The sequence below is a fragment of the Vibrio sp. TBV020 genome (assembly GCF_046056895.1).
Lineage (GTDB): Bacteria > Pseudomonadota > Gammaproteobacteria > Enterobacterales > Vibrionaceae > Vibrio.
The window spans coordinates 2,094,949-2,116,380 of sequence record NZ_JBEEAQ010000003.1 but is presented as its reverse complement, the minus strand read 5'-3'; the positions used below and the strand labels follow the sequence as shown (position 1 = coordinate 2,116,380).

Below are 21,432 nucleotides of genomic sequence, written 5' to 3'. Positions count from 1 at the left end.
GTATGCTTCTGAACCTTTCTAACGCACACAATTGGTTGGCTGTTGGTTTACTTTATCTATTTTCCTCTTTGTCATGGGCGGATTCTGCCAATGAGTTTACCCTTGAAGAGTTGCAATGGATGGAAAAGAAACAAGTCTTAAAGGTCGCTGTTCTTAAAGACAAGTACCCGTTTATGTTTGTTAACAACCGAGGCGAAGTAGATGGGATTGTTGCTCAGTATATTGAAGAGATCAGTTCGATTACTGGGTTAGCAATAGAATATCAATTTGTCCAAAATGCTACGCAAGCTTATGTAAAGCTGGCTGAAGGTAATCTTGATGTCTATCCAGTTGGTTTTCCAAACAACAAGGCTAAGCAAAAGCTCGTTTATTCAGATCCTTATTTGCCATATCAAAGAAAACTCATCTCGCAGGTTAGTGCCGTTACCGTTACTCAAGCTACTCAGCTTAAACCACTCACTATAGCGGTTGTCGAAGGCGCTGAGATGACAACTTGGTTTAAAACACTCTATCCAAATATAAAAACCAAAAGTTATTCAAATGAGCAAGATGCCATACAGGCAATTTCGCAAGGTGAGGTATTCGGAATAATTGCAGAAACAGTCTCTACCATGGAGGTGGTGAAAAGGTTAGGTGTTGAGAATATCAAACCTAATAGCCAAGTTCAGGGTTGGGAAGATCGAGAAGCCAGCTTAGTAATCACACCGCAAATACCTATTCTTCAGCGCATCTTAAACAAAGCCTTGGCTCAAATTAGCTATCGAACTCAAAATAATATTATGAGCGAATGGCTAAAAGGGAACCCATATCGAATAAAGTTAGATGGTGCGTTTGATTACGGGAATCCTCCCTATATGTATGCTGAATCGGCGGCGATCGGACTGGAATACTCTTTTCTTCAAAAAGTGTTTAGCAATATGGGCTATCAAATTGGGGATGTGTATAGAGCTCCGATTTCAACTAGGTATAACATTTTAGAGAAAAACGCCGAACTTGATTTTAATTCGGGCATCACCAATAAATTTACTGGGGAGCGCCGATATAGCCTTCCTTCTATCGACCTTGAATATATCGTGGTCTCGATCCGCGGACGGGACCTTAACCTAAAAGACTTTTCTAGCAATGACTCTTTGCGCTTAGGTGCCATTATTCAACAAGGAGCGTCGCCAAGCAGGAAGGCCTTCAATGCCTTTGTTAAGCAGGTGGCTCCACTTAATACTGTCGAGTTAAACTCACTTCAAGAAGCATTTGAGTCTTTGGCGAATAATGATGTCGATGCGATTCTGGTGGAAAAAAGAGTGCTTGATTGGTACTTGGAGCATGAAAGTGATCTCGACAGAAGTTCTATTCAGATTCACCGAGAGTTTTCGCAAACTTATCCCGTTTTCGTTGAATGGAGAGACAGTAAGCTTCGTGACAAATTCAACGCTTCGTTAGAAGAGCTCATCTCGAACAAACAGGCGATGAGAAAGTTCGTCAATAGCCACATCGAATCTGACTTTAGACCACAGATTCAGCGGGCAGACATCATTGCGCAAATATCGGCTTATTATCTATTTTCAAACGATCTTGAAGGGCTAAGAAGTGCACTCGGTATATACGATTTGCCGCAAGATATCGCCGCGATAGAAATATTTGATGAGAACAATGATCACCTGCTTTATAGCCTAATCGCCACCGAGCAAGGAGTGAAAGCCGCTCTAGATTTTGATCGCTCGAACTATGTGAGTGTTACGAAAGATAGTGTTTATCAGTCGGAGACAGGTTCGGTGAAAGTGGGCGTGATGACATTCTACTTTAACTTTAAAGTTGCAGAGTCTGATTATGCCTACCTGCCTTCACTGAGTTTCTTTAGTAGTTTCAGTGATAAAGAATTTAAATATATTTCAAAGGTTTATGAGCAGAACGATCTTACAGGGCAGATACTCAATCTGACGCCCTATGAGCTGGCGTGGATTAAGGATAACCCTATCCATAAAGTCGCGGTTGATCCAAAAGCGCTCCCGTATGAAGCCTTTAATGATGAAGGTGAATACATAGGGATGATCGCTGAATTTCTCCATGTTATTGAAGCGAAAACAGGCCTAACGTTTGAACCACAATTGGTCAGCCACTGGAGCGAAAGCGAAGAAATCATTCAAAATCGAGACGTATCTCTGTTATCTGCGGCGCGAGAAAATGAGTCATTCTTGGTTGACTATCAGGCTGGTACGAAGATCTTCTCTAGCCCTCTCGCGATTGCATCAAAGGCGGATATCAGTGGGGCAATTCTTACGGATTTAAATCAGTGGAAAGTCGGGATTTTAAAGGGAGCGTCGAATACAGGTAAGTTAATCGAGAAGTACCCGAGCATTGATTGGGTATTGGTTGAAAATACCTTAGAAGGTTTGGAAATGGTCGCCAATAAGCAATTGGATGCGATGGTCGATACGGTTCATGTCCTGAATTATTTAATCAACACAAACGAATATCGAGATATGAGGATTATTGGGCGATCTGATTATCTAGTGTCACCTACGTTTCATACTATGAGGACTCAATCAACGTTATACGCAATCATCGAAAAAGCCGTCAAAGCGATCCCCGAAGATGAGAAAAACGGCATTATTTCCAAGTGGACTGCACCTAAGTTTATCGACAAGACGAACTATGAACTTGTTTATACCGTAGTGGTGTTTTCGGCAATAGTGTTGATTATCAGCATTGCTTGGAATCGCAGGCTAAAAGCTCAGGTCAATCATACTAAGCAAGCAAGAGCCGCTGCTGAGCATATGCAAGAACAGATCATTGGGGTTTTGAACGCTTCTCCTATTGCCGCTGCAATAATACAGCATGAGAAAGTCATATATACCAATGAGCGAGCGTTAGAGCTGTTTGAAATCTCCCGAGATGACGTTGATAGTTTAGATGTAACTTCAATTTATCCGGAAGTCGCTATTCGGGAAGAAATATATCGAGAGCTGTCTGTTAATCGCAGTGTTGTGAACTTGGAACTCAGCCTGCATAAACAGCACGGTGGCGAGTTTACCGCTCTTACCAGCTACTATCTAATTAAATACCAAGACTCACTTGCGACTTTATTTTGGGCTTACGATATTTCTGAACAGAAAGCGCTGAATATTCAACTTGAACAAGCGATGCTTGATGCCGGAGCGGCGAATGAAGCGAAATCAGACTTTTTAGCGAATATGAGCCATGAAATACGAACGCCGATGAATGCGATCTTGGGGATGTCGTATCTCGCTTTGCAAGAAGAGCAAAGTCTGCCAGCAAAAAACTATGTGAAAAAGGTTCATCGCTCTGCGGAATCGTTGTTAAACATCATTAATGACATATTGGACTTTTCAAAAATTGAAGCGGGTAAGCTCACTATTGAGTCGGTGCCTTTCAAATTACATTCTGTACTAGAAGAGTTGGAAGATATTGTTTCAATTACCGCTAGGGAAAAATCACTATCGCTTGATTTGACGTCAGATGTTGATGTGCCAGATGGTTTAGTTGGTGATTCAGTACGTGTCTATCAAATCTTGCTTAATCTTTTGGGGAATGCGGTTAAATTTACTCACACTGGTTCGGTATCACTGAATGTGTCAGTCATTGACAAGACAGAGGATAGAGCCACATTGCGTTTTAATGTCTGTGATACTGGAATCGGGATCAGTGAAAAGCAGCAACGTAATTTATTCGAAGCTTTTTCTCAGGCAGATGCTTCGACGACTCGTAAGTATGGTGGGACGGGATTAGGGCTAAACATTAGCCGTAAGTTAGTCCAAACAATGGGCGGGAGAATTGTCGTATCGAGCGAGTTAGGCAAAGGGAGTTGTTTTAGTGTCGAGCTGGGTTTTCCGTTAGCAGATGTAAGCTTTAACCATGATGATTACACCATCCACCGCTCAATAGATTTAGATTTAAAACAGGCGAGGATCTTGCTCGTTGAAGATAACGAAACCAACCAAGAGCTTGCTCTGGCCTTCCTAGATAAACTGAATACCAATGTTGATGTCGCTAACCACGGTTTAGAAGCGATTGAACAAGTACGCAAGCAAACTTACGACGCGATTCTTATGGACTTACAAATGCCGGTGATGGATGGATTTGAAGCGACGAAGCACATTCGTCAGCTTGATTCGAATGTTCCGATTATCGCGATGTCTGCGAACGTATTAGATGATGTGCGTAATAAAGCCACCAAGATTGGTATTAATGATTTCGTGGAAAAACCTGTGCTTATCAATAGGCTCGCAGTAACGCTCAGTCGTTGGATAGAGAGTGATAGTGTCGATGCGTCGTTGCTTGAAGTTGAACCAGTGCTTTCGAATGCGGCTAAGCAAGGTGTCGTGCTGGATATCGAACTAGGGTTAACGTACTGCAACCATGATGAATTATTACTTAATAAACTCATTTCAAGGTTTGATGAACAAATCGATTCGATCATCGATGAATACCGAACATTATTAGCCAAAGGAGACTTAGAACCTTTGGTGCGTTTTTCTCATACATTAAAAAGTACTTCGGGAGCAATTGGTGCGAGCAGTGTGAGTCACATTTTTGCGTCGCTAGAAGGTTATTTCGAACAATCACAAGATATGGACGATGTTGAGACACGTTTGACTGAATTGAGTGAAGCGCTTGAAGTACTGCGCGAGCACTTACAAATATATCGAGAGCAGAGAACCAATATAGAAAGCAAGCAGGCTGCTCATAATGAAGAAAATGCGACGGACAGCGAGGATCTAAATTCGGTTCTAAATGAGGAGCTTACAACGCTAGCTGATTTGTTAGAAAATTATGATGTTGAGGCTTTGGAACGCTTAAATCAGTTGAAAGAGTGGCACCCTAACTACGGTCATCAGCTTCAACCTATTATTGATCTTGTTGAAGACTATGAGTTCGAGAACGCTTTGGAAATGTTGAACAAGCTGAAACGAGAGGGCTAGTCACAGCGAGATCAGATGTTTTGGGCTCGGCTATTTATCCGGCGTCTCTATTCACGCAATGTGGCGTAAATTGGTAAGTTCGTTTTATCCGGATGATTATAATTCATTCACCACCTTTCTATTACTTTTATTTAAATGCTAATCACTTATAGGTGAATTATGTACTCACAGCTAAAACTGTTTTTTGGCAGTCTACTGCTACTTTTGGTTTCTATGAATGCGCAGGCGAGTATTGAAAAACTGGCCTCTCATCAAGAGAAGCTATCCAATGACTTTGTTACTTTAACGCAAGCTCATGAGAGTGAACGCTCTTTTTTGGAAGACGTCTTACGCCGAAAAAATGAAACGCTCCGTGAACAATTAAAGACTGAAGTTCAGCAAAATTCTGGTGATGAACGTTTATCTAAAATTGTCTTGAGCCAGATTGCGTTATTAGATTCTCTGATTAATCTCAGCAGCGGTAGCATCACGGACATTGCCAAACAGGCTAGGGGGGCTGAGGGCGAGGATAAGATTCACGCAGAACTCGCGGTACAAAAGCGTATCGGTATTATGGATACCTACTACGAACAGCTTGCTGAAACGTTTGTTATTGCTGACCAGCTGCAAATTGATGTGTCGAGTACGAAAGAGAAGCTTAAAGGTGCGTTAAGCGAGCGTGCTGAGTTTCTATCAAACGCGATCTTGTATGTAGGATCGCAAAAAAGTGAGGTGGAGCGACGCTTAGGTTATGTCAGCGCGGCTGAAAAAGAAGCCCTGGACCAAGAGATCGTTAGGTTCAACGAACGCATAGCTATGACAGTGATTAGCCTTCAAACAACAGTGACATTGATGGAAGACCTGGGTGTTGATGGTACTGATTACAAACAACTTCTTTTAGCCACAACGGGTGATATTAACGCCGACGTACTTGATGTCGATGTAGCGTTTGGCTTGTTTGAAGAATGGCTTGTTTCTTTCAAATCTTGGGCGTTTGAAAATACGCCTTCGATGTTCCTGAAGCTGTGCCTATTCTTAGCGATCCTCTACGGAACGAGAGTCCTTTCTCGAGTGGTAAGCAAAGGTGTTCGACGTAGCGTTAAACATTCTAAAATGGATTTTAGCGTGTTAATGCAAGACTTCTTCGTCTCTGTCGCATCTAAAGCGGTTATCTTTGTTGGTTTACTTGTTGCGTTGTCGCAAATTGGTATTGAACTGGCTCCGCTGTTGACTGGTTTTGGTGTTGCTGGTGTCATCATTGGTTTTGCACTTCAGGACACTCTATCTAATTTTGCTTCAGGATTAATGATTTTGATCTATCGTCCCTATGATGTGGGAGACATGGTTAAAGTTGCCGGTATTCAAGGTACGGTAAAAAATATGAGTTTGGTTTCTACTACCGTTCAGACTATAGATAACCAGAGACTTGTTATACCGAATAACAAAATTTGGGGTGATGTGATTAACAACATTACCGCAGAACGAGTACGCCGAGTTGATATGGTGTTTGGTGTAGGTTACTCAGACAATATTGATAAAGTGAAAGCAGTATTTACCGAGATTTTAGCGAGTGATAAGCGCGTATTGCCAGAACCTGAGCCAATGGTGAAACTGCATACGCTGAATGAATCATCCGTCGACTTCGTTGTTCGCCCTTGGGTTAAAACCGATGACTACTGGGATGTGTATTGGGACGTAACGGAAAAAGTTAAGAAACGTCTAGATGAAGAGGGTATCTCGATTCCATTCCCACAAAGAGATGTTCATTTGTATACCCACACGGTTGAAGAAAAAAAGATGGATGATTAGTTGAGCGTCTAAGTCTTTATCATGATCAAAAATGGCTTCGTTATGGGTGCTTAGGCACATTGTAACGAAGCCGTTTGTTCCTCAAAAGAGACTCTCGGTGTGATTTGTACAGCGCCATCGATACTCCATTGTTCTCTATAAATAGTGATTCGATGTCCATATAAACAAAGGCCAGATGGAATTAAATACATCTGGCCGTAGTAATTCCTTATCGTTTTAGCTTCGTGGTGTTACTTCAATGTAGCTGATACTCCGTCTAGTTTCATGGTCGCTAATCCACGTGAAGCATTCCAAAAGTTTCTACTTACAACATTAACGGATGAGTAAACCTTATGTTTTCCGTCCGTTCTTTGGAAATTTTCAATATTCGAGCTTAAACGTGTTGCCATTGATGCATCAATTGGATTCCCTTCCTCAGTGAGCAAAACAACCAGTGAACGAAATTGCTTCTGTGATTTATTTACTGTAGGAGTGCGGGGCTTGAAACGATCTTTATCCGCTTCCCACATCTTGTATACAATTTTGCTTTCGCTATCCCATAGATTAGCATCAGCACCATAAGGGTTAGAAATTAAGCCCATAAGGTACAATTCAATTGGTGCGAAAGTGCTTGAATTACTGAGCACACCATCCACGTTGGCCCAGTGACCAGGAGCGCCATCGTTGACAATCCAGTTTCCCCAACGGTGAAAAATTTCATGTAAAGAAGCGTCTAGATGAAGAGCTTTTAGAACGCTAACCTCATTCATTGAAGCGTAAAGCCCGATCACACCTTGCAGTTTACCATGTGAGCCATACTCGTTAGTTATGTCAAAATCGCTCAAGCCTATACCACTAGTATCGTTCTTCGTCATTGAGAACTCACCATAGGGCATACCGCTCGGCCTAGTGTTATTGTTCATGATATAGATAATGAAGTCGAAGTCGTCATTGAACTTCTTATAGATTTCATTCGTCAACTCTTTCGCATGTGAGCCTGCATTGAGACCTACAGAGTTCCAAGAACCGAACTCACTTTGGTTTAGGGTTACCGTGACGTAATTGTCGGTATCAGAAATTGCGATTCTATCCGGCTCAACAGGAGGCTCTGGTTTAACATCTTCTCCTGAGTCATCTGCAAACAGTTTAAACTCGGAAATGCCAATAGAATGTTGGCTTTCTGGGATAAACAGACGATATGCATTGTATTTGCCTTGTATTTCTGCGGGGATTTGATAAGACTTCTCTTCTCTTGAGCCAAAGTCGATATCTATACGCTCATCCAACGTAACCCACTCTTGGCTATCTAAACTGGCTTGAAGTTGCCAATGAGTAGGGTGCATCCCCGAATGTTCAGCAATGATGCTGTATTTCACGACTTGGTTACGTTCCGGAAAAGTTTGTGCAATCCATTCGTTTTTCTCTCCTTTTGGTCGCCAGTAAGTATTCTTGGCATGGTCTTGAGAGTATTCATGAGTAATGCCATCAAATGCAAACTCATGCATTTCATTGTAGTAGCGAAATTTGTCCGTATATATCCAAGCATTGCTACTTGAAGAGGCAAATTCAGGTGCAGAAATTAATTTAACTTCGTTTTTGTTCTCCGAGATCATGTTAGCGGAGCAGGGAAGTGTAGCTGTCATCACACTGATGGTTAATAAGGTTAAGTTTATAGGTTTCATGTGCTTATCTCACGCTTATATTGGAGGGATAAGTGTCAGATAGAGGTTGCGCTAAATCAAAAATAAAAATAATAAGTTATATAATCACCTAAAATATCCAATCTAAGTTCTTATTATCCATTTGTTTGAGTGTTGTTTGTTGTTGCATTGTTGGTCCTGTAGATAGTTCTGTGAATATTTGGGCTTATATAGATGCTATTTAAATAGGCCGCTCTCGTTTAGAAGGGAGTTTTAGTATTTAATTAGTGTGTCACCAAATGGCAATTTTCTCTTTTAGTTGGTAGGTAATATGGCGCCAGATTTCAGAGCACCACTACTAACTAAGAGAGTATTTTATGTTCAAGAAAACACTGATTGCCGCATCTTTAGCTATGACAGCCGCTTACTCAATCGCTGCGCCTGCCCCAGCACCAGAAGCTGCGCCTACTGCAGTTGAAGCGCCTCAAGTCGTTGTATTTAAGAACGTTAATATTTTCAACGGAACTGAAAATAAACTGTACAGCAATCACTCTGTAGTCGTTACCGGGAATAAGATTACGGCCATCACTAAAGGTGGTGCAGACATTCCGGCTGACGCAAAGGTAATTGACGGTGAAGGCCGAACACTAATGCCAGCGCTTATTGACGCTCACATGCACTTAACGATCCCTAAAGGTCTGTTAGGTACTGATGACATGCGCTGGACTGAAATTGCGATTCACGGTCAAGAGTTTGCAGAAATGTACTTAGATATGGGTTTTGGTACGATTCGTGATGTTGGTGGTGCTGATGGTTCTTGGACTGATATGGAAAGAGACGGCCGCTTAAAAGAAGTACCGCGTATCTATGCCTCTGGTGCGCCAATCGCACCTATTGGTTCACATGCTGATGTCGGCTTACAATCACGTCGTTTAACGGATTCTCCACAGAATTTAGAAATCCTAAACATTATGACCAATGCTAATGGGGTCGATGAAATTAAGAAACAAGCGCGTTATCAATACCGACAGGGGGCACAATTTACTAAGGTGTTCCAGTCGGGTGGGGTATCGTCGAAGTTTGATCCGTGGCAGTACAACTCATACTTAGATGATGAGATGAAAGCAGCAGTAGCGATTGCCGAGTCGTACGGTTCTTATGTTGCAACTCACGTGTATTCTGAACAAGCGATGCATCAAGCCCTCGACCTTGGCGTAAAAACGCTAGAGCACGGTTTTATGTTTAAAGCGGATATGGCAGAGAAGTTCAACAAAGAAGGCGCGTTCATTGCGACTAACCTAACTGCGTTCTCACCAGATCTTGCGACGATCCCTGTAGTACAAGACCCGCTGATTCAGAAGAAGCTCGCATCGGCACAGGCGGCCTTTGGTAGTTATCAAAAAGAAATGAAGGCTGCAGAAGACGCAGGCTTTGACCGCCGTGCGTTTAACGTAGACTGTGTGGGTACGGCTGATATTTGTGCGAAGCAAATTGCTCATGAGATTTGGTTAAACGCGGATATGTTTGGCAACTTCTCAGCATTGCGTGCAATGACATCAACGTCAGGTCGAATTTCTGCAGAGTTAATGCAGCCGTGGATTGACCCATACTCAGATGCCAAACTTGGTGTGATTGAAGTCGGTGCTTATGCAGATATTCTACTGATTGACGGTAACCCGCTAGAAGATATTACCCTAGTCGGTGGTCGTGATACTTGGTTTGGCGAGGCCAATGACGCTCAAAAAGATGGTTCTCACCTAACAGAAATGGACCTCATCATGAAAGATGGCAAAATCTTTAAGAACACTCTCTAAGGTAGAGTGATAAAAAAGGGGCGTCACGTTGCGCCCCTTGTTGCTATGTGTCTGTTATTTGTGACAAATCACTAATGCCATCTCATCACCATCGGCCAGAGGTGTACCTCTAAGATCACTGTACGCTTTCTTAATAACAAGGCCGTGAGCGTCTAGTTCTTGACTTAGTTCTTCAAGAGTGAAGTGTTGAAGCCAATTGAATACCGTCCATTCTTTATCTTCTTGAGAGATAACATACTGATCTAAGGTAACCTTCTCATCCTCATATTTAAATGAAGACTGAATGCACCAGTAGTCTGTATCACTCCAGAAACCATTTATAGAGTTTTTCTCAAGGTTTAAAGATTCGCTTTGATTGGAAAATCTCGTTGCGGTGTAGACATCAAGCGCAATAGAACCATCTAGAGCAAGCAATGACTTGAATTTACTATATAGTTCCGCACGTTGCTCCGGATTGAGAGCACACAAGTCGCACATCACTAATGTAATCAAATCAAACTTTCGTGAATCGTTAAATTCAAGATAGTTGCCATAGTTGTATTCGATAGCAAGGTTGGCGAGTTCTGCTTGCTTAGAAGCATGCTTCAAGGAGTTCTTCGAGAAATCCAAACCAACAACTGTACCAACACCTTTCGCTTTAAAACGATGTGTATAGAGCCCCGGGCCGCAACCAAAATCGATGACTTTAGAGTTCTCATCTAACTTAAACTCAGAAACCAACCATGAAACAGACTCTTCAATGAAAGAAGCGGTTCTAGAGGCAAGACTTAAATCTGGGTTTAGGTGAAAAGCCAACATTTGCTTTGCTATATGTTCATCAGTCCATAGAACATCAGCGGTATATTCAGACCAAACCACAGGTTTAGTGGTTGCTTTGCTAATTTTTTTAAACATTTTTGTAATTCCGACAATGAATTAATTGTCGTCCTCACAACAAACTACAGGGTAGGTAATTACCCTAAAATGCAGTAAGGACGCGTTAAAGAAGTAGTTATTTCATTGATAATCATTGCAAAGGCCTCCTTAGATAAAGTGAAAATCGGGCGGAGAGTATATTAACTTATGAATTGAGTCAATTAGCTGGTGGGAACGGTATTAGATGTCTTGTCACAGTGAATAGACAAGGTCTGAGCGCGTTTTTGGGAGCTCGAAAACGGTGAAACCCCGATGTTGGTAGTAAGCACAATTATAGGGTATTGATTTTTAAAGTTTTCATTACTTTATAGAGCATTTCGTATCTTAAAGTGACGTCTTAAATGCGAAAATGCTCGAATTGGTAAAAGCTTATAAATCAATTGGTTGTAATTTTGCTACTACTGTATAAGTCCACCCTATAGCGACTGACATCGGCCACTTAACGTATCTCCTCTTCATTTGCTTTTGTGGCCAATTGCCGCTCAAAACAAATCTTACCGAAAATTTCATGCATAGTTTTTCTTAAGCAATTTTCATTATTTGAAATGTGAGGAGAAGAACATGGCAATCCGATACTTGAGACCGAGTCAGTACATTGAGGAGTTTTATCCTGGATCTGGTATGTGCAGCGCCACAATCATTAACTGGATAAAAATTGGGAAGCTGGGCGGTACTCGAACCCCCACAGGCCGATACCTAGTCTGTATAGATGAGGATATAGGCAACCCAGCAGATCGTATTTCAGAATTAGTCAGATTTCTGGAGTCGTGATGGTAGGTCGAGCAAGAAGTAAAGAAACGGCTCACTACCCAGCATTTCTTGTACGAATGAGCCACAGGGGAGAGCTTCGCTTTCGCTTTACGACAGTTGAAGGTGTTAAGCGACTTTTCCCTAGTGGCACAACTGAGCAAGAGGCGATTCAAGCGGCGTATGTTTATAACATGCAGCACAGGCCGGAATTGACGCAAGACTTCGATCTTAATGAGCCAACCCAATTTCAAAGAGCTATATCAAAAGGGCGTAGAGATAAGTTCAATAAGCCATTAAAGGATTGGCTTCCTGTCGTGTTGGCCCGTGTCAAAGCGGAAGAGAAGCTCTCTAAAGACGTCTTTAGAAACTTAGAACGTGACTGCGAAAGGTTGGAAGAGCACATGGGTAAGTGCTTAACAAAATCGCTGAAGTTACAGCATATCAATGAGCACATTGGTAAATACTATGCTGAGCTCAATAATCGACAGCTAAATGGAAAAATCAGCAATCTGAAAAAGATATTTTCCTATTTGGCTGATGAGAGTGCGATAGAGAGTAACTTTGTTCTTAACAAGAAACAGCGACGTTTATCGAAAGAGGATTACACCAAAGCGCGTCACAACTTAGATTATGAAAGTTATCTCCAGATCTATGAAGCGGCACCACTGTTCTTGAAAGTCGCAATGTCTTTAACCCTAGAGACGACTCATGCTGTGCGAGAAATCTACCGATTGCGTTATCGAATCAAGAAGCCAAGAGAAGGTGTATGCGGCATTCTGTGGAACCTAGAGGGTAGGGTGGATTACATTGACGGCCAACCCATTTACGGAACGCTTTATATCCACCGTCAGAAAGTCCAAAAGTCGGAGACTTCAGCGGTAGCAATTCCAGTTACTCAGGCGATAAAAGACATTGTCGATCTGTCGAAAACCTCAAGGCTGCATTGCCCATACGTCGTGCATAGAAAGCCTCGCTAATTACAAAGAGGTATCTCTAAGGAAACTGACCATCTTTATCAGGTTCACCACCACAATATCAGTAAAGAGTTCAGCAAAGTAAGAGACTCTTTGGGCCTATACGATCACCTTAAGAAATCTCTTCGACCTACTTATCACGAGATTCGAGGTTTATCGGCCAGAATGATTGAAGAGCAGGGCATAAGCGCAACCGAACGGATGGCTCATGCTAATGCTGATACAACGAGGATATACACGAGAGAAAATGATATTCGCTGGAATCAGGTTCCAGCGATTGAGGTTCAGCCAAAAGTGAGTTAGTGCAATAGCTCTTCATCTAAGCAGATCAGAAAGATTATATTGAAGAGTTGACTAGGAAAAATGGCGGTGTAATTTTGCTAATTGTTGTCGCACTTCAAACTTGATACTAAGCTGCGTTTTTCAGGTCTTTACAAGATTTTCAGCAACAATTCAATATGATGTTTTATCGCTAGCTTTTTCATGTAACCGAGATTAGTTGAACGTCCCTCGTTATCAATATCAATAATTTCTTTGATTGCTTCAGAGAAGCTAAAGTAATCTTTGAACTCATTAATAAATGCCACCATTTCAGGTAAGGCCTCATGGATCAAAGCTGCTTGATCTGATGTTGGGTACTCGTACACCTCAGATAAGAAGTGACGAACCCAGATATCACCAGTGTCAGTAACTTCATGTGTAAGATGTAAAGCTGCCGTATATGGCTGAAAACCACCTGATTTGAAACGCTCAGATAACGTCGTATAGTCTCCAAAGCCCGAAAAACCATCCGTTATATAGTTTAGATGCGCATCTGTGTAAAATTCGTGGTTAGGGTCGGCATATTCAGAATTTTTGCTAACCGAACGGAAGCAATCTGAAATGTTAACTCTTGAAAAGTCGTTAAATTGCTGCTTATAAGAACGACTTACGTTGGAGTCGATGAAAATATGATGACAAAAGTTTACGTTCGAAGAAATACTAAACAAGAACTTAGGATCTGAAAATGAAGCATTATGAATGAAAGAAAACTTTCGTTTACCGATACTAGCTAAGAAGTCATTGATTTCGCTAGCTTTTGTTGAACTATTTAATATAAACGCAAAATGTTGAGACTGTGTTTTAGATTTTATCTCATCTACCAATGCTGTCATTTGCTTGGGAGATTTCCCTAAATCACCATTTTGAGAGTTGAAAACAATAATGTGCTCAACATTCTTATCACACAATGTATTGATACATTTCAATACAGGAGAAAAACCTTTAGTTACAGGTTCAATTATCGGTACAACCTTTCCACTTTCTGAAAGTTTACCTACACACTCCCTGAGAGCAAGGAGCTCATTTTGCTTCCCTCGTAATAACGGAAAGTACATACCGACACCTCTTCATTTATTATGAAAATTGTTGCTTTAGACTATGCAACATGATGCCATAGTTTTCCTCAGAAAAATTAGATGTACATATCAAAGATAACAGAGAGTTAGGAAACTTTGATAAGGTCTCCTTATGCTTTCCATAATGCTCTCGTTGTTTTAGAGCTTTTTTGAATTCAGCATTAACAACTTCTTTAGGTAAAGCTTCGAACATTTTCTTACACTCACTTCTGACAAACGCAGGTTTTACCTGCGGCAATTCACCAAAGTGAGTTAATACAATGTCGAATATTTCATTTTTATTTAAACAATCAAAAACTAGATCATGTTTCAATAAGTCAGTATGAATACTCGATGGTTGAACTTCCTCGAATGTGTAGCGGTCTGTGAGCACGAGAATACCGATGCTATCATCTACCTCACTCTTCAGCTTTGAAAGCTTGGATTCAGGAACAACAATATTAACTTTTTCAAAAACTTGCCTATAACTTTCCAACTGATGCTTCAATCGACAGAAAGTATCAAACTCAGTTTTGATTTCATATGCTGTAGAGCAGCCATTAACAACGACACAATCAGCTATAGTCTTCCGAACTCGAAACTCAGTGAAGTACGCTACATTTGCCATTTTGTGGCGACCTTTAACTATTTTTTCAGCGATGGCATTTTTGTACACATACTCATTTCGATATTCTTTCACCAACCTTTTGTACAGATGCTCAAAAGCTTCCCACAAAGTCAAACCATCTTCGTGTAAGTGTCTAGCCATCAAGAGTTTAAGTCTATCATTACTCTCTTCGTCCATAAGTGCCATCATAGACTTTTTAGAAAAGAGATTTGTGATCGTATGCCTTTCTGAATTGTTCATTTTGACATCTGTACCATCATTAGAATAAACCTATAACTAATTAACTCGCTCACATAAGATCTTAGCATTCCACCTATGAAAAATCACTCAGATTAAGCTACAGTAGAATCCCCTCAGCAGCTTAACGCCCTGTTAAGGTGTGAGCAACGCAATACGAAGCTTCCGCATACCACCTTAAACACAAAACGCAACGCATAGCAATAATGCCAAGCGTTGCGAATCACTATTAAACAGATTGTTATAACCAGTATTATCAGACCAACCAAAGATTGGTGAGAGCACGTTTTAACAAATCATGACGTTCTTTTAATGCAAACATATCCCATTCAGTCACTTTGCAAATATCTCTAGTAAGATCAAAAGAGCTCTTGTTATTTAGTTTCTCATAGACCGTTTTCTTTTTATCGAAATCACTATTTTGCGCTTCTGAGTTCTTCGAACCGCTTATTAAAGTTAGATTACCTAACTTATGCAACCACATAGCATGTTCATTTGAATTAAACCTTGAAGTCCAGTATTCATTAGCTAGCTTCTGAGGCAATATATGCTCGATTGTAATTCGACCTGTATACGTTTTTATAACACTTTCATCCTGCTGCTCTAAGTCCAAACGCAGAAGAATAGCTTTTATCAAGTTAACTTGATTCGGTCTAGGTTCATACAAGTCCTGATCTAATGCTTCAATGAACCCTGGATTGTCAGCATGTTGATTAACATGCTCAATAATCTCTTCAAACGACTTTCCATTGTTGATTGCTACTAAAGCGGAATAGCAGACCATTTCTCTTTGGCTTTTAACTTGTTTCTTCAGCCACCCATGCATGTAGACTTTTTCAAATGCTGAGACAAAATCACTGAACTCAGACCAACTCAAGTCGCTTTCTCTCGTCATTCGATTAATAAATGCCATTACAGGTGGAATCCATTCATCAGTCGCAAGATTTGTAAGCGAAGCAATTTTTCTTTTTAAAGTTAAGTTATCAAACTCTATCTCTATCAACTTGGTATAATTTTTTGCAGAGTTAACAAGCATCAATGACATTTCTACGGCATCGCCACCAAAATCACTTTGGAGGCTTGTAACAAAAGAATCTAGTCCTTTTTGCAAAACACGGTCACGATCTTTCTTTTCCGATAGTTTGTGTAATGTTAAAAATTTATCTAGTTTGTTTACACCTACCATGTCTTCGATCTGAGACCATGCAGATTCGATTTGGCTTGAATCTTTCTTTAACGACGAAGCAGATTCGAAGAGAGTATTTTTGAGCAAATCCGCATTACTAAGAGGTAATCCACGATTGTTCAACACATTGAAGAGACGAAAAGAAGATGCAAAATCATCAGTTTGGACAAATACAATAAATACATTCTGAAGTATATACTTTGCTATTTTTCTAAGATCATCTTGTTCTTTATCGCATAAGTATTTTCTCACTACAGAGGCATTATCTATAAACAATTGTTCAGTTCCAGTAGGCTTCTCTGGCTTGTACTCCTTTTTATCTTGAAGGATAAAAAACTTATATAAGTCATGTTCCTTTTTTCGTACTACTAGACGAGGCTCATCTGTCTCATCAGAGTATACGTCGATTGGTAATATACGCTTTTGTAGGTCATCTTTAACCCCCTGAGACTCAATAAGTTTCTTTAGCTCAGAGACAATTAAACTCAGCGTAGTCAAACGCTGCTGACCATCCACCACCTCGAAGGTGTTGTTACCTTTGTTAATGCAGATCATGCTGCCAATGAAGTATTCATTCTCATCAGACAGGAAACTTTGATAGATATCATCGATTAGTTGCTCTGCATTGTCAGGACTCCAACTATATGGTCTCTGATATGCAGGTATGATGTACTTTTTGTTTTCTGTTAGAATATCCTGAACTTTACACTCTTTAGCTTCCACTATATCAACCCATTGAAATACACACATCTTTGTTGTGGATTATGGCATATTAGATTAGTTGAATACAGAACTTGCTTAAAGACTGGTTGTAACTATTTTTAGCTGTCGCTTCGTAGGTTTAATCTTTACATTTAGGAAGTTATGCGCCACAACGCGCGCTAACAATCAATGTGCATATCATGTCACATAATGAAAACTTGGAATGAAGTTCTATATAAGGTTTTGCTATCAGATTCAGTACGGAGTTTGTTCACTAGTCCTGTCACTCCAAACAAGGAGTGACAGGACTGACATCGCCCACCATTACTACCTTCCGAGTCGATTCTCAGAATTACCATCGAATGACACCGAAACAAAACTGACGCTGAGAGCGTCACCAAATTTGAATACTCAGCACTCATCGCACACAATGAAATGGAATTAAATACGCAGCCATTGCTGCATAGCCTACTTGTAAAAGAAACCAATTAATTACCAGCGCATTCTTATCTCACCAGCCCTACGGGCTTCTGGGGATTAAGCAATTGCACATGGCTTACAGTCATTCAATTGTTCGGAATTTCTGACCGCACAGTAGTCTCACTCCATTACCTTATTGCTTCATAGAAGTGATAGGCGTTCTGTCGAAATGAACGGGAGTAACAACACTAATCTAAAATCGCATTGTACCTAACTACTGTACCCGTGAAATAAGAATCTTCGAATGACAAGAGAAAGAGCCGACAACATACGGCTCTTTATTTTTCATTTAACAAGAAGAGGGTTAGCGCATGGCTACTAATTTCTATTTCCAAATTACCCGTTTACTACACCGAAACCCAGACGGCTCGAAAGCCACTCAAGCAGAGAGAAAGAAAGTGCTCAAGCTGGTGGACAGTCAACTGAAAGAGCTGAATGTACGAAACTTAGAGCTAAAGAACTTTGGCCGTCGACACGCTGTGAAGCTATTAACTCATTGGCAATCGCAAGGCTTATCGGCTGGTACAATAAAAAACCGAATGTCTCATCTAAGATGGCTATCAGAAAAAATTGGCAAGCCTGGGCTTATACCCGCTAACAATGCATCTCTCGGTATTGAAAAGCGCCACTACGTCACAAACATCAATCGGTCCCGCCACATATCAACTGAGCAGTTATCTAGGCTCAACAACCGCTATTTAGAAGCGAGTTTCAGATTACAGGCCGCCTTTGGTCTTCGCCGAGAAGAATGCATGAAGATAATACTGCGCTTTTCGGATAAAGGTGATCACTTAGTCCTGACTAAAACTAAAGGCGCTAGACCCCGAAACGTACCAGTCAGAACCCAAGCGCAGCGTAAACTCATCGATTCAATAAAAAAGTGGGTGGGGGATGGATCACTTATACCGAAAGAGGATACGTATAAGACTCACCTAGGTAGACACGAACGAGCGTGTATCAAGATGGGGCTAGATCGTGCACATGGCCTGAGGCATGCGTATGCGCACCAGCGATACCTTGAGTTGACGGGTAATAGAGCTCCTGCTGCGGGAGGCCCGTCAACGAAAGGGTTGAGTGGTGCAGACAAGCAGCGTGACTATGAAGCCAGAATGATCATAAGCGAAGAGCTAGGGCATAGCAGAGAGGAAGTGACTGCGGTTTATCTAGGGCGTTGAACTAACGGTTAGATCCCAACAACCGATCTTAAAAGTGTTCTAGGTTAGAACACTTTTTGGTTTTCATACATTTTGTTTTTGAGTGCTTATCTAAACTCACATGTTCACGCAATCATTTGGAGGAGGAAAATCAATTCAGTTTCTTCGAATTAATGCTAGCTAAATGAAATGCGTAAGGGGGAAAAAGTAGGGGGCACCGTATATGATGAAAACGAAGACCAATCTTATGGGGTTAAATCAAATTCATAAGCCGTTGGTGCTTAAAGCGGTAACATTGAAGTAGTTGAGAGTAGGCTATTGACTACTCAAACCACACGACTGATTTAATTTACAGCCTTTTACATGTAGTATCATGGGAAAAGTTGTTTCATATCATGGCTTTGTAGTTAAAAGCATGGTATTTGAAGATAATATAAATCACATTGACTGTCTTAAGTAGTTATTATGAGTTTTGAACTTAGAGTCTTAAAAGCCTTCCATGGCGATTCACTAGTTATACGCGGAGATTTTGATGGGCAGTTTAGAAACATCTTAATCGACGGCGGGCCTAAAGAGGCGTTCCGACACATGCGTCGGGACCAGGAACTGAAACAGTTTCTCGATGAAATTAAGAAGCAAGGTCAAAGAATAGACCTCTTAGTATTAACCCATGAAGATGGAGACCATATCCAAGGTTTACTTTCTGCATTTGAAACAGATGATTATTTAGCATGCTTGACTGATGAAATCTGGTTCAACTCAGGTAAGTTAATCTCAGATACTCTTAAGCAAGAGTTTGATGGTAAGGGAATTAGCTTAACTCGAGGAGCATCTGAATACACTAGTATCTCCGAAGGAATTACGTTGGAGGAAAGAATTACCGAGCTAGGGATAAAGCATGATCAACTTATAGCTTCTGACTTTGAAGGTGTCCTGGAACGATTTGGCTGCAAATTTGAAATTCTATCTCCATCTTTAGAACATTTGTCAAAAAGAGTGGCTCCTTGGGAAGAAAAATATCCTTCTGGATATATGTCGAGTGAAAAAGACATTCGTTCTATCAAAGACATAATTGATAGTCGAGAAACATTGCAAGACAACTCTAAGTGTAACCAAATATCAATAGCGTTTAATTTTACTTATAAAGGCAAGTCCGTGCTGTTACTAGGTGATGCTCATGCAAAAGAAATAGCAAAGGGTATTCGAACGCATGGATATAATGAAAGCAACAAACTAAAGTCTGAGTATATGAAATTATCTCATCATGGGAGCAAGAATAATACCTCTCAGGAGTTATTAAATTTGGTAACTTGTAATAAATTTATTATTACTACAAATGGAAACAGACATGATCATCCTGATAAAGAAACTCTTGCAAGGATAATAAAGTATAAAGAAAAACCTAAGTTTTATTTTAACTATCCAGACTTAATAGAGAACAAGATTTCAAGTCAGGATAGAGAAAGATACAACTTTGAAACTGAAGAAATAACTAACGTCAACGTATGATTTACAGAAAATGAATAATTATAGTTACATAGTTCGTGTTAGAGAAGGAAGCGGTGTCATTGTCAATCCATTCACTGACAACTACTCATATATATTAACTGCGCGACACAATATTCAAATTGACATTGATGATCCTAATAAGGGTTATCATATTAATAGTGATATTAGAACATATAGTGGCTCTAATGAGGTCATCGAGATTGTAGATCGAATCATTAGCGATGAGCTAGATATAGCAATTTTGGTAACAAACAGACGGTTAAAATCTAATGTCGAGATCGTAACTGACAGCATTCTAAGCAATACTAAACTTACACTCCGAGGTTACCCTAGAGACAGAAGACAAGGAGAAAATGCACTTCTAGGATCGATTGACTATCACTTCCACAAGTATGAGGCTGAAGCTTGGCTAGTTAAAACCAACGAAAATGTTAGTTATGATAACTTGGTAGGATACTCAGGAGGTGCCTTATTTAATGCTGACGTTAGAAATGAAAGTTATGAGCTTAGAGCTATTAGCAGCAAAAAATCTGGTAATATTGTAAAAGAGTTTCATGGTGACATAGAAGTATTTCCAGTAGAGAAGTTTATTGATCTTCTAGAATGTGAGATAAAAAAAAGAAACAATCAGTTTCTCAAACCAATATTGCCATATTATCTATCGAGCTTTGCGAATATTAAAGAGCTCGTATTCCAACTAACTGAAAGCTGGGATGATGAAGAAAAGCTTGATGATGTTTGCTATTGTTTAAGAAAGCATGGGATTGAATCGGTTGAAGTGGAAAACGTAAATTTAAAACCATTGGATATCCTAAATAAGTACGAATCTTTTTTAAACTGTAATAAGCACTTTCCTAAGAATACAAAAGATATAAGTTTTTGGAGTTCTTTTTTTGAAATATTGATTATTTCTATAATTATAGATAAACCGAATGAGGTTAATTTAGATTATGTCGGTGAAATACTTAGAAATAGAAGGTTATTGTATATAGATGATAATAAGGTTTGGAAAAAACATGTCGAAAACATTTTAAAAGGTCACTATGAAGGATTGTCGTTAGATGGTGCGATTGTAGTCAGAACGTTGGCAGAAGATATTGAGTGTAAGTTTGACAATAAAAGGTTGAAAAAACTAAGTGATGTAAGAAATATATCGAATAAAAATAGAAGAGATAGGCATGCTATCGATAATATAAACCGAAATACTGAAAATGATAGATATTTAATTGATCTAGGGGCTCTTAATCGAGAATGTCTTACTAAGAATGAGAAGAAGTTCGATGATTGGAGCATCTCAAGAGATTTTGAATTAAATGATTTCGAAAGTATTGTTAGAGAAGAATATTCTAAAATAATTTCTTAA

At 40.1% G+C, this 21,432-nt stretch carries 11 protein-coding genes and 1 pseudogene; 7 read left to right on the top strand and 5 right to left on the bottom strand.

Annotation, left to right across the window (positions count from 1 at the left end):
* Window positions 1-2: 2 nt before the first annotated feature.
* The gene (locus tag AAFX28_RS17680; RefSeq protein ID WP_408689596.1) at window positions 3-4,937 is read left to right on the top strand and encodes an ATP-binding protein; all 4,935 of its coding nucleotides are present in this window, start codon (window positions 3-5) and stop codon (window positions 4,935-4,937) included.
* 159 nt (window positions 4,938-5,096) lie between these two features.
* The gene (locus tag AAFX28_RS17675) at window positions 5,097-6,725 is read left to right on the top strand and encodes a mechanosensitive ion channel family protein (RefSeq protein WP_408689594.1); all 1,629 of its coding nucleotides are present in this window, start codon (window positions 5,097-5,099) and stop codon (window positions 6,723-6,725) included.
* A 230-nt stretch (window positions 6,726-6,955) separates the two neighbouring features.
* On the opposite strand, the gene AAFX28_RS17670 is transcribed toward AAFX28_RS17675, so the two are convergent.
* On the bottom strand, window positions 6,956-8,386 hold the full coding sequence (locus AAFX28_RS17670) for a hypothetical protein (protein WP_408689592.1): 1,431 nt from the start codon (window positions 8,384-8,386) through the stop codon (window positions 6,956-6,958).
* A gap of 335 nt (window positions 8,387-8,721) precedes the next feature.
* Between AAFX28_RS17670 and AAFX28_RS17665 the strand changes: the two genes are divergently transcribed.
* Window positions 8,722-10,158, top strand: coding sequence for an amidohydrolase family protein (locus tag AAFX28_RS17665; RefSeq protein ID WP_408689590.1), 1,437 nt, complete (start codon window positions 8,722-8,724; stop codon window positions 10,156-10,158).
* Between the two features lie 54 nt (window positions 10,159-10,212).
* Here the strand turns inward: AAFX28_RS17665 and AAFX28_RS17660 are convergent, their stop codons facing one another.
* The gene (locus AAFX28_RS17660; RefSeq protein WP_408689588.1) at window positions 10,213-11,052 is read right to left on the bottom strand and encodes a class I SAM-dependent methyltransferase; all 840 of its coding nucleotides are present in this window, start codon (window positions 11,050-11,052) and stop codon (window positions 10,213-10,215) included.
* Between the two features lie 791 nt (window positions 11,053-11,843).
* Here AAFX28_RS17660 and AAFX28_RS17655 point away from each other — a divergent pair.
* Window positions 11,844-13,100 (top strand): annotated as a pseudogene (locus AAFX28_RS17655) (integrase).
* A 128-nt stretch (window positions 13,101-13,228) separates the two neighbouring features.
* On the opposite strand, the gene AAFX28_RS17650 reads toward AAFX28_RS17655, so the two are convergent.
* The 3 genes from AAFX28_RS17650 to AAFX28_RS17640 all read right to left on the bottom strand — a co-directional run bounded on the left by AAFX28_RS17650 (window position 13,229) and on the right by AAFX28_RS17640 (window position 16,947).
* The gene (locus AAFX28_RS17650) at window positions 13,229-14,173 is read right to left on the bottom strand and encodes a sce7725 family protein (RefSeq protein WP_408689586.1); all 945 of its coding nucleotides are present in this window, start codon (window positions 14,171-14,173) and stop codon (window positions 13,229-13,231) included.
* A gap of 19 nt (window positions 14,174-14,192) precedes the next feature.
* Window positions 14,193-15,041 carry a sce7726 family protein gene (locus AAFX28_RS17645; RefSeq protein WP_408689585.1) on the bottom strand — a complete coding sequence of 283 codons (849 nt, stop codon included), beginning with the start codon at window positions 15,039-15,041 and terminating at the stop codon, window positions 14,193-14,195.
* Window positions 15,042-15,294: 253 nt separating this feature from the next.
* Window positions 15,295-16,947 (bottom strand): DUF262 domain-containing protein, encoded by a 1,653-nt coding sequence (locus AAFX28_RS17640; protein ID WP_408689583.1) that lies wholly within the window; start codon window positions 16,945-16,947, stop codon window positions 15,295-15,297.
* 770 nt (window positions 16,948-17,717) lie between these two features.
* Here AAFX28_RS17640 and AAFX28_RS17635 point away from each other — a divergent pair.
* From AAFX28_RS17635 to AAFX28_RS17625, 3 genes are all read left to right on the top strand, one after another.
* Window positions 17,718-18,581, top strand: coding sequence for a phage integrase N-terminal domain-containing protein (locus AAFX28_RS17635; protein WP_408689581.1), 864 nt, complete (start codon window positions 17,718-17,720; stop codon window positions 18,579-18,581).
* Window positions 18,582-19,025: 444 nt separating this feature from the next.
* The gene (locus tag AAFX28_RS17630; RefSeq protein ID WP_408689580.1) at window positions 19,026-20,069 is read left to right on the top strand and encodes a ComEC/Rec2 family competence protein; all 1,044 of its coding nucleotides are present in this window, start codon (window positions 19,026-19,028) and stop codon (window positions 20,067-20,069) included.
* Between the two features lie 10 nt (window positions 20,070-20,079).
* Entirely contained in the window at window positions 20,080-21,432 is a 1,353-nt protein-coding gene (locus AAFX28_RS17625; RefSeq protein WP_408689578.1) for an ABC-three component system protein, read from the top strand.

Coding starts and splice junctions, on each gene's coding strand:
- AAFX28_RS17680 (WP_408689596.1), top strand. CDS start 3: ATGCTTCTGAACCTTTCTAACGCACACAATTGGTTGGCTGTTGGTTTA.
- AAFX28_RS17675 (WP_408689594.1), top strand. CDS start 5,097: ATGTACTCACAGCTAAAACTGTTTTTTGGCAGTCTACTGCTACTTTTG.
- AAFX28_RS17670 (WP_408689592.1), bottom strand. CDS start 8,386: ATGAAACCTATAAACTTAACCTTATTAACCATCAGTGTGATGACAGCT.
- AAFX28_RS17665 (WP_408689590.1), top strand. CDS start 8,722: ATGTTCAAGAAAACACTGATTGCCGCATCTTTAGCTATGACAGCCGCT.
- AAFX28_RS17660 (WP_408689588.1), bottom strand. CDS start 11,052: ATGTTTAAAAAAATTAGCAAAGCAACCACTAAACCTGTGGTTTGGTCT.
- AAFX28_RS17650 (WP_408689586.1), bottom strand. CDS start 14,173: ATGTACTTTCCGTTATTACGAGGGAAGCAAAATGAGCTCCTTGCTCTC.
- AAFX28_RS17645 (WP_408689585.1), bottom strand. CDS start 15,041: ATGAACAATTCAGAAAGGCATACGATCACAAATCTCTTTTCTAAAAAG.
- AAFX28_RS17635 (WP_408689581.1), top strand. CDS start 17,718: ATGGCTACTAATTTCTATTTCCAAATTACCCGTTTACTACACCGAAAC.
- AAFX28_RS17630 (WP_408689580.1), top strand. CDS start 19,026: ATGAGTTTTGAACTTAGAGTCTTAAAAGCCTTCCATGGCGATTCACTA.
- AAFX28_RS17625 (WP_408689578.1), top strand. CDS start 20,080: ATGAATAATTATAGTTACATAGTTCGTGTTAGAGAAGGAAGCGGTGTC.